This is a genomic window from Pseudomonas marginalis, from assembly GCF_001645105.1.
GTDB classification, from domain to species: Bacteria; Pseudomonadota; Gammaproteobacteria; order Pseudomonadales; family Pseudomonadaceae; genus Aquipseudomonas; species Aquipseudomonas petroselini.
The window spans coordinates 35,991-44,268 of sequence record NZ_LKEG01000060.1 but is presented as its reverse complement, the minus strand read 5'-3'; the positions used below and the strand labels follow the sequence as shown (position 1 = coordinate 44,268).

General features: G+C 63.4%; 7 protein-coding genes. 2 read left to right on the top strand and 5 right to left on the bottom strand.

Going from position 1 to position 8,278, the window contains the following annotated elements:
- The first annotated feature begins 339 nt into the window (after positions 1-339).
- Together AO064_RS27960 and AO064_RS27955 are read left to right on the top strand one after the other, a co-directional pair.
- Positions 340-1,203: a LysR family transcriptional regulator gene (locus tag AO064_RS27960; protein ID WP_064055280.1), complete on the top strand. Its 864-nt coding sequence runs from the start codon at positions 340-342 to the stop codon at positions 1,201-1,203.
- Between the two features lie 58 nt (positions 1,204-1,261).
- Entirely contained in the window at positions 1,262-2,266 is a 1,005-nt protein-coding gene (locus tag AO064_RS27955; RefSeq protein ID WP_015884783.1) for a LacI family DNA-binding transcriptional regulator, read from the top strand.
- Here the strand turns inward: AO064_RS27955 and AO064_RS27950 are convergent.
- The 5 genes from AO064_RS27950 to AO064_RS27930 form a co-directional block, all read right to left on the bottom strand.
- A complete protein-coding gene (locus AO064_RS27950; protein ID WP_064055279.1) occupies positions 2,263-2,988 on the bottom strand; it encodes an SDR family oxidoreductase in 726 nt (241 codons plus the stop codon). The genes AO064_RS27955 and AO064_RS27950 overlap by 4 nt on opposite strands.
- Before the next feature lie 137 nt (positions 2,989-3,125).
- On the bottom strand, positions 3,126-4,658 hold the full coding sequence (locus AO064_RS27945; protein WP_064055278.1) for an FGGY-family carbohydrate kinase: 1,533 nt from the start codon (positions 4,656-4,658) through the stop codon (positions 3,126-3,128).
- A gap of 2 nt (positions 4,659-4,660) precedes the next feature.
- Positions 4,661-5,740: an alcohol dehydrogenase catalytic domain-containing protein gene (locus AO064_RS27940; protein WP_064055277.1), complete on the bottom strand. Its 1,080-nt coding sequence runs from the start codon at positions 5,738-5,740 to the stop codon at positions 4,661-4,663.
- Positions 5,741-5,762: 22 nt separating this feature from the next.
- A complete protein-coding gene (locus AO064_RS27935; protein ID WP_015884787.1) occupies positions 5,763-6,755 on the bottom strand; it encodes an ABC transporter permease in 993 nt (330 codons plus the stop codon).
- Positions 6,721-8,229, bottom strand: a complete 1,509-nt coding sequence (locus AO064_RS27930) for a sugar ABC transporter ATP-binding protein (protein WP_064055276.1) — start codon at positions 8,227-8,229, stop codon at positions 6,721-6,723. Before AO064_RS27930 ends, AO064_RS27935 begins: the two co-directional genes overlap by 35 nt.
- Positions 8,230-8,278: the final 49 nt, after the last annotated feature.

Below are 8,278 nucleotides of genomic sequence, written 5' to 3'. Positions count from 1 at the left end.
GGCCCATGACGGCGGCCCACGGATTCAAGCCGGAGTGAGGGCACACCGAGCCTAGGCGAGGTGCCGAGTGTTGGGGCAAGAGCCTTTTGGTTACTTTGGGGCTCTTTTCCAAAGTGACCCGCCGTAAGGGCGGACCCCATAGCAGCCGTTACCCAAATAACGGATATGTACCCAGTCTGACCCAACATCCTGGTCGTCTGCCAGGCCGCCGGCGGGAGCAAGCCCCCTCCCACATTTGAATCGCAGTCGTCTGTCAGGCCGCCAGCCGAAGGACTAGCCCCCTCCCACAGTTTCAACCGCATTCCATTACACTGTCCCCCATTCATCCCCGGGGGCTTCATGGACATCGAACTGGCACGCACCTTCCTCGAAATCTCCCGCTGCGGCAGCCTGGCCGCCGCAGCCGAGAAACTGCACGTTACCCAGACCGCCATCACCGCGCGGGTGAAAAACCTGGAAAGCCAGCTCGGCAGCACGCTGTTCATCCGCAACCGCGCCGGCGCACGCCTGACCGCCGATGGCGAAGCCTTCGTGGTATACGCCAACCAGTTGCTGCAAACCTGGGAAGCTGCGCGCCGCGACCTGCCGCTGCCGGATGGCTATCGCAATGTGCTGCACATCGGCGGTGAGGTCAGCCTGTGCAACCCATTGATGCTCGGCTGGGCCCAGGCCCTGCGCCAGCACATCCCCGGACACGCCCTGCGCACCGAAATCCGCGAAGGCGAATACCTGCTGCGCCAACTGGAACTCGGCGTACTCGACGCCGCGCTGGTGTTCCAGCCGCAATACTGGCCGGGCTTGCAGGTGGAGCAAGTGCTGGAAGAAAAACTGATCCTGGTGCAACTGGTGAGCAACCCGGCCCCCTACGTGTATATCGACTGGGGCCCAGGCTTTCGCCAGCAGCATGACGCCGCCCTGCCCGACAAGGCGCGTGCCGCGCTGAGTTTCAACCTCGGCCCGCTGGCGTTACAGTACATCCTCGAAAACGGCGGCGCCGGGTATTTCCGCACGCGCGTGGTGCAAAGCTACCTGGACAGCGGCGTGATGCAACGTGTGCCCAAGGCGCCGGAGTTCAGCTTCCCCACGTTCCTGGTGTATTCACGGGCGCGGGATTCGGCGGTGTTGCAACAGGCACTGGCGTTGCTGCGCGAAGTGGTCAAGGCTGAAAGTGACTGGTCGCAGCGCTGGGACCCGCTGATTTGAATCACCCTACGCCTGCGCGCATGCTAGCCTGCGGGTGTTTCCTTTCGCAGCCTTACCGATGAACAAGAAAAAGTCCGTCACCATCAGCGACATCGCCAAACAAGTCGGCATGACCACCATCACGGTGTCCCGCGCGCTGAGCAAACCCGACCTGGTCAAGCCGGCCACCCTGGCGCGCATTCTCGAAGTGGCGCGAGAGCTGGACTACGTGCCCAACGCCTTCGCCCGTGGCCTCAAGCGCAGTGAAAGCCTGATCATCGGCGTGATTACCGCCTCGGTGGACAACCCGTTCTACAGCGAAATGATCAAGGCGATTTCCCGCGAGGCCAAACAGCACGGCTACACCATCATGCTGGTGGACACCGATGAGCTCGAAGAGCTGGAAAGCAAAGCCGTGGATACGCTGCTGGGCTACCGCGTGGCCGGGATAATCCTGTCGCCGGTCTCGGATGAGCCGAGCTACCAGCCCGACTACCTCGAGCGCCTGGGCAACGGCAAGACGCCGGTGGTGCTGCTCGACCGCACGATCCATGACAGCCCGTTCAGCCGCGTGGTGCTCGACAACTACCACAGCGGCATCCAGGCCGCGCATTATCTGTTGCGCCAGACGCCCGACCTCAAGCGCCTGCTGGTGCTGACCGGCCCCGAGCATTCACGCATCACCGTTGAGCGCCTCAAGGGCCTGCGCGAAGTGCTGGCCGAACACCCGCAGGTGCACGTCGAAGTCCAGGCCGGCGACTACACGCTGATGCCCTCCTACCTGCACACCCTCGACTACCTGGCCGAACACTCGGCGCCGGACGCGATCATGGGCTTCAACCAGTTGATCACCCTCGGCGCGCTGCGCGCGTTGCGCATGCACAACATTCCCCACGACAGCCTGACCATCTGCGGCATCGACCGCCTGCCTTTCGCCGATATCTTCGGCGTGCCCATCGCGTGTGTAGCCCACGATGCGTCCCTGGCCGGCAGCAGCGCGGTCCGCCTGCTGCTCGACCGCCTTGAGGACCCGTACAAACCACGGGACAAGGTGGTGATCGCCGGCCAGTTGGAAAACGGCTAGCGGCTGGTGTAGCCGCCGTCGATGGGCAGGCTGACGCCGCTGATCATGCTTGCGGCGCTGCTCAGCAGGAACAGCACCGGCAAGGCCACTTCCACGGTTTCAGCAAAACGCCCAAGGGGAATGGCCGCCAGCGCCGGGTCGCGCTTGGACGGGTCGGACCACGCCATGGCCGCCATCGGCGTGAGCGTGACGGTGGGGTTGACGCTATTAACGCGAATGCCGAAGCGGCCCCACTCGGCGCATTGCACGCGGGTGATCGCATCCAGCGCCGCCTTGGAAGCGCAGTAGCCGAGGTGATCGTCCAGTGCTACCAGTGCGGCCTGGCTGGAGACATTGACGATGCTGCCGGCAATGTTCGCCTCGATCATTTTCGCCGCCACGCGGCTGCCGACCTGGGCGGCGGCGCGGGCGTTGACCTGCATCACCTGGTCGAAGGCCTCGGCGCTGATCGCGGCGGCGGGCTCCAGGCGCGAGATACCGGCGCAGTTGACCAGGCCGTGCAGCGGCGGAAGGGCTTGCAGGGCTTTGTCGAGGGCGGTGCTGTCGGCGATATCCAGGCACAAGGCGTGGCAGCCGAGTTGAGCCAGGGCCTGCGCGTCGCGACCGAGGGCGAAGACTTCAGCGCCGCTGGCGATCAGTTGCAGGGCGATTTCCCGGCCGATGCCGCTGCTGGCGCCGGTGACGAGGATACGGTGGTGGGTGAAGTTGAAGGCTGCGTTCATGAATAGAGATCTCAAAAACAATGAAGATCCAATGTGGGAGCTGGCTTGCCTGCGATGGCGGTGGTTCAGCCAGTACATCTGCGACTGATACACCGCTATCGCAGGCAAGCCAGCTCCCACATTTGGACTGTGTTGAATCAGTTGGTTTGTAGGCTGTGCATGATCGGTTTCAAAGCGGGGTACAGTTTCAAATACTCGGCAAACGCCCGGTCATAAACCCCGACGTTTTCAACCTTTGGCTCCGCCCGCAACGCCAGCTGCACCCACCCCTTGTACATCTCCTCATCACTCACCAACCCCACCGTATGCGCCGCCAGCAACGCCGCGCCCAATGCCGCTTCCACCTCTTGCACGATGGTGTAGACCGGGTAGCGCGTAACGTCCGCGATGATCTGCATCCACAGGTCCGAATGGCTCGCCCCACCCACCACAATCAAGTGTGAATCCAGCGAATGCGCGCCGCGCGTGCCCGCTTCGATGTTGTGACGCAGGGCGAAACTCACCCCCTCCAGCACCGCGCGGTACAGGTGAATGCGGCTGTGGTAGAGGTTCAAGCCGACAAAGCTGCCACTGGCACGGTCATCCCACACCGGGCTGCGTTCGCCCATCAGGTACGGCTGGAACAACAGGCCTTCGCTGCCCGCCGGGATGTTCATCGCACGCTGTTCCAGCAGCACCAGGCTGTCCTGGCCGGTGGCCTTGGCTTGCTGTTCCTCGGCCTGGCAGAACTGCTCGCGAAACCAGCTCACCGACGCACCCGCCGTGATCGCACCGCCGAAGATGTACAGGTCGCGGTGGCCGTTGTAGACGTGGGGCATGCTCACCAACCCATGGTGCGCGTCCACCTGCTGGTTCAGGTAACCCCAGCACATGCTGGTGCCGATCATCGCCACATGGTTGCCCGGTTGCGTAACGCCTGCGGCCAACGTGGCCATGGCCGCGTCGACACCCCCGGCCAGGATCGGCGTGCCGGTCTGCAGGCCCAGGCGCGCCGCCCACTCCTCCAGCAGGCCGCCCACCACCTCACCGGAATACACCAGGCGCTCCGGCATCATCGCTTGCGGTATGCCCAGCGCGTCGAGCATCTCGCCCGACCAGCCGCGCGCCGCCACGTCATACACCCCGCCGATATTGCCGGCGCTGCTATGGTCCACCGCCAGCTCACCGGTGAGGCACGCGTTGATATAGCTGTTGGGCGGCAGCAGGTAACGGGTCTTGGCCCACACTTGCGGCTGGTGCTGCTTGAGCCAGAGCATCTTGGTGAAGCCGTAGTAGCTGTCCACCGAGTTACCGGTCACCGCGAACAGCCGCTCCAGGTCCACGTGCTCACGCACCCAGGCGACCTGCTCACCGGCGCGGCGATCCATCCAGATCAGGCACGGGTGCAGCGGTGTGAGCGCTGCATCCACCGCAATCCCCGAGCCGCCGTACAGGCTGCTGATGCACAGGGCTTTCACGTGTTCCTTGGCCACGCCGGCCTTGGCCATGCACTGCGCCACGCACGTCTCGACCGCATCGAGCCAGACCTGCGGCCATTGTTCGGCCCAGCGCACTTTCGGGGTATCCACGCGATACCCCTGGCTGTGCTGCGCGATAATCGTACCTTGAGCATCCACCAGCAGCGCCTTGGTGCTCTGGGTCCCTATGTCGACACCCATCACGTAGTTCATCTTCAGACCACCGGCTTCAACAGCACCTTGATTGACTTGGTCGAGTTGGCCAGCTCAAACGCTTCGGCGTAGTCATCCAGCGGGAAATCGTGGGTGACGATGCCCTTGGAGGTGACCAGGCCGCGTTCGAACAGGTCGATGGCGATCGGGTAGCAATACGGGCCGAGGTGCGCGCCGCGCACGTCCAACTCCTTGCGGTCGCCGATGATCGACCAGTCGACGCTGGTCTCGGCACCGAACACGCTGAACTCGACAAAACGCCCGAGCTTGCGGATCAGGTCCAGGCCTTGGGTCACGCCGGCCGGTACGCCGGTGGTTTCGATGTAGACGTCGCAGCCATAGTTATCGGTGAGGCCGTTGATGATCTCGCGGGCGTTGTCGCGTGACGGGTTGATCACCACGTCGGCGCCGAAGTGCTTCGCCAGTTCCAGGCGCTCGTCGACCATGTCGATCACCACCAGTTTCTTCGGGGTCTTCAACGCGGCGACCTGGACCATGCACAGGCCGAGGGTCCCGGCACCGGCAATCACCACCACGTCGTCGAGCTGGACATCGCCACGGTTGACGGTGTGGATCGAACACGCCATCGGCTCCACCAGCGCCGAGTCTTCCAGCGACACCGACTCGGGAATCTTGTGCACGATGGCGGTCTTGGGGATGCGCATGTACTGGGCCATGCCACCTTCGGCCACTTCACGCTGGAAGCCGAAAATGTTGTGCACCTCGCACATCCAGTACTTGCCGGATTTGCAGAAGCGGCACTTGCCGCAGGGCACGATCTGCTCGGCGATCACCTTGTCGCCCACCGCGACTTCAAAGTGCTCTTCGGCGCCCTCGCCCGCTTCCACCACATAGCCGAAAAACTCATGCCCCGGCACCACCGGCGCCTTGACCCACGGGTTGTCGCCGCCCCAGAACATCGCCGCGCCGGAGTGGCACTTGCAGTCACTGGCGCAGATGCCGCAGGCGGCGATGCGGATCACCAGCTCATTGGCGCGCGCCTGGGGTTTGCCGATGCGTTCCAGGCGGTAGTCTTTAGGGCCGTGGCAGACGACGGCTTGCATTTCGGTGTGCTTGTCCATGGTGTTCGGTCCTGTCTTGAGTTTATTTATGGCGCTGACGGCTGATGAAAATCGCCAGCAAAATGATCCCGCCCTTGATCACGCTCTGGACGTAGGGCGAAACGCCGAGCATGTTCAGTCCGTTGTTCAATACGCCGAGCAGCATGGCGCCGAGCAAGGTGCCGACGATCACGCCGCGCCCGCCGGCAATCGACGCGCCGCCGAGTACCACGGCGGCAATCGCATCCAACTCAAACGACACGCCGGCATTCGGCTGGCCGCTCATCAGGCGTGAGGTCAGTACCAGCCCGGCAATCGCCGCCGTCAGGCCACTGATGCCGTACACCAGCAGCTTGAAGCGCGCGGCGCGCACGCCGGACAAGCGCACCGCTTCTTCATTGCCGCCGATGGCGTAGATGTAGCGGCCGATGCGCGTGTGTTGCAGCAGCACATAGGCGGCCAGGTAGGTGAGCAGCATGATCAGGATCGGCACCTGAATGCCGAACAGGCTTTCGCGGCCGAAAAACGCAAACCAGTCCGGTAACCCGGAAATCGGGTAGCCGTCGGTGTACATCAGGCCCAGGCCACGGGCGATGCCCATGGTCGCCAGGGTGACGATGATCGGCGGCATGTGCAGGTAAGCGACGAAGAGGCCATTGCCGATGCCGAAGGCCACGCCGATCAGCATGCCGGCGCCAATCGCCAGGCCGGGCGGCAGGCCCGCGACCATCAAGCCGGCCGTGAGCGTGCCGGACAACGCCATCACCGGCCCCACCGACAAGTCGATGCCGCCCGTGAGGATCACGCAGGTCATGCCCACCGCGATAATCGCGTTGATCGACACTTGGCGGGCGATGTTCGACAGGTTGCTGGCGGTGAGGAAGGTGTCGCTGGCGAGGATCATCACCACGGTGACCACCACCAACCCGACAAAGGGGTAAAACGCCGGCGAGCGCACCAGCCGCGCCAGGTTGAGGCGCAGCCGGCTGCTGTCGACGGTATTAATGGACGTATTCACTTGAGCCCCCTGTTGCATGGCGCATGACCTCTTGAGGATTGACGGCGGACGCTTCCAGCAGCTTGACGATGGCGCCCTTGTGGAACACGGCGACCCGGTCGCACATGCCGATGACTTCGGGCAGTTCGGAGGAAATCATGATGATTGCGTAGCCCTGTTCGGTGAGGCTGCGCATCAGCGCGTAGATCTGCGCCTTGGCGCCCACGTCGATGCCACGGGTGGGTTCGTCGAACACCAGCACGTCGCAGTGGTGGTTGATCCAGCGTGCGATCACGACCTTTTGCTGGTTGCCGCCGCTGAGGTTGAACACCCGGCTTTCGCTGCTCGGGGCTTTGATCGACAGTTGCTTCATCAGGCTTTCAACGCTGGCGCATTCACGACTTTTGTCGATCAGGCCCGAGGCGTTCTGGTACTTGGGCAGGTTATTCAGGGAGATGTTTTCGCGGATGCTGAAATCGGTGATCAGCCCTTCGCTCTTGCGGCTTTCCGGCAGTAGGCCGATGCCGTGTGCCAGCGCCTGGGCCGGGTCGTCGAGGGTGATTTTTTCACCGCGCAGCCACACGTCTTTGCTCACCGACGGCAGCGCGCCCATCATGCCCAACGCCAGTTCGGTGCGACCGGACCCGACCAAGCCGGCAAAGCCGAGGATCTCGCCCTTGTACAGCTGGAAGCTGTTGTGGGGGCCGTTGCGCACCAATTGGATGTCCTTGACCTCCAACAACAGCGGGCCGCGTGCGCTGCTCGGCTTGGGCGGAAAACTGCATTCCAGGCGGCGCCCGACCATCATCTCGACCAGCCGGTCGATGTCGCTGTCAGCCACATCGGTGACGCCCACATTGCCGCCGTCGCGCAGCACGCTGATGCGGTCGCACACCTGGAAAATCTCCTCCAGGTGATGAGAGATGAAAATCACCGCGACGCCCTGGCGCTTGAGTTCGCGCATGATCTCGAACAGCAGCTCGGCCTCGCTGGGCGTGAGGGTGGCGGTGGGTTCATCCAGCACCAGCAGACGCGCATCCAGGGCCAGGGCCTTGGCGATTTCGACGAACTGCTGCTCGGCCACGCTCAGGTGCTTGACCGCGCATTGCAGGTCGAGGGTCACACCCAGGCGCTTGAACAACGCCTCGCTGGCCTCGACCATGTCGCGCTTGCGCAGCAGGCCGAAGCGGTTGCTCAGCTCGTGGCCGAGGAAGATGTTTTCCACCGCCGTGAGGTAGGGAATCAGGCTGAACTCCTGGAACACGATGCCGATACCGGCAGCAATCGCATCACGGTAGGTCGCGAAATGCTGCGCCTGGCCATCGATCAGGATCTGGCCTTCGTCTTGATGCTCGACGCCGCCGAGGATCTTCATCAGCGTCGATTTGCCCGCGCCATTCTCCCCGAGCAAGGCATGGATCTCGCCGCGCTCGACCTGCAGGTTGATGGACTTGAGGGCCTGTACGCCCGGGTAACGCTTACAGATGTTTTCCAGCTTCAGAAGACTGCTCATACCGCCGACCTCGTATTCAGAAGGAGACCTCAAGCCCCACGGGTTACGT

Coding starts and splice junctions, on each gene's coding strand:
- AO064_RS27960 (WP_064055280.1), top strand. CDS start 340: ATGGACATCGAACTGGCACGCACCTTCCTCGAAATCTCCCGCTGCGGC.
- AO064_RS27955 (WP_015884783.1), top strand. CDS start 1,262: ATGAACAAGAAAAAGTCCGTCACCATCAGCGACATCGCCAAACAAGTC.
- AO064_RS27950 (WP_064055279.1), bottom strand. CDS start 2,988: ATGAACGCAGCCTTCAACTTCACCCACCACCGTATCCTCGTCACCGGC.
- AO064_RS27940 (WP_064055277.1), bottom strand. CDS start 5,740: ATGGACAAGCACACCGAAATGCAAGCCGTCGTCTGCCACGGCCCTAAA.
- AO064_RS27935 (WP_015884787.1), bottom strand. CDS start 6,755: ATGCAACAGGGGGCTCAAGTGAATACGTCCATTAATACCGTCGACAGC.
- AO064_RS27945 (WP_064055278.1), bottom strand. CDS start 4,658: ATGAACTACGTGATGGGTGTCGACATAGGGACCCAGAGCACCAAGGCG.
- AO064_RS27930 (WP_064055276.1), bottom strand. CDS start 8,229: ATGAGCAGTCTTCTGAAGCTGGAAAACATCTGTAAGCGTTACCCGGGC.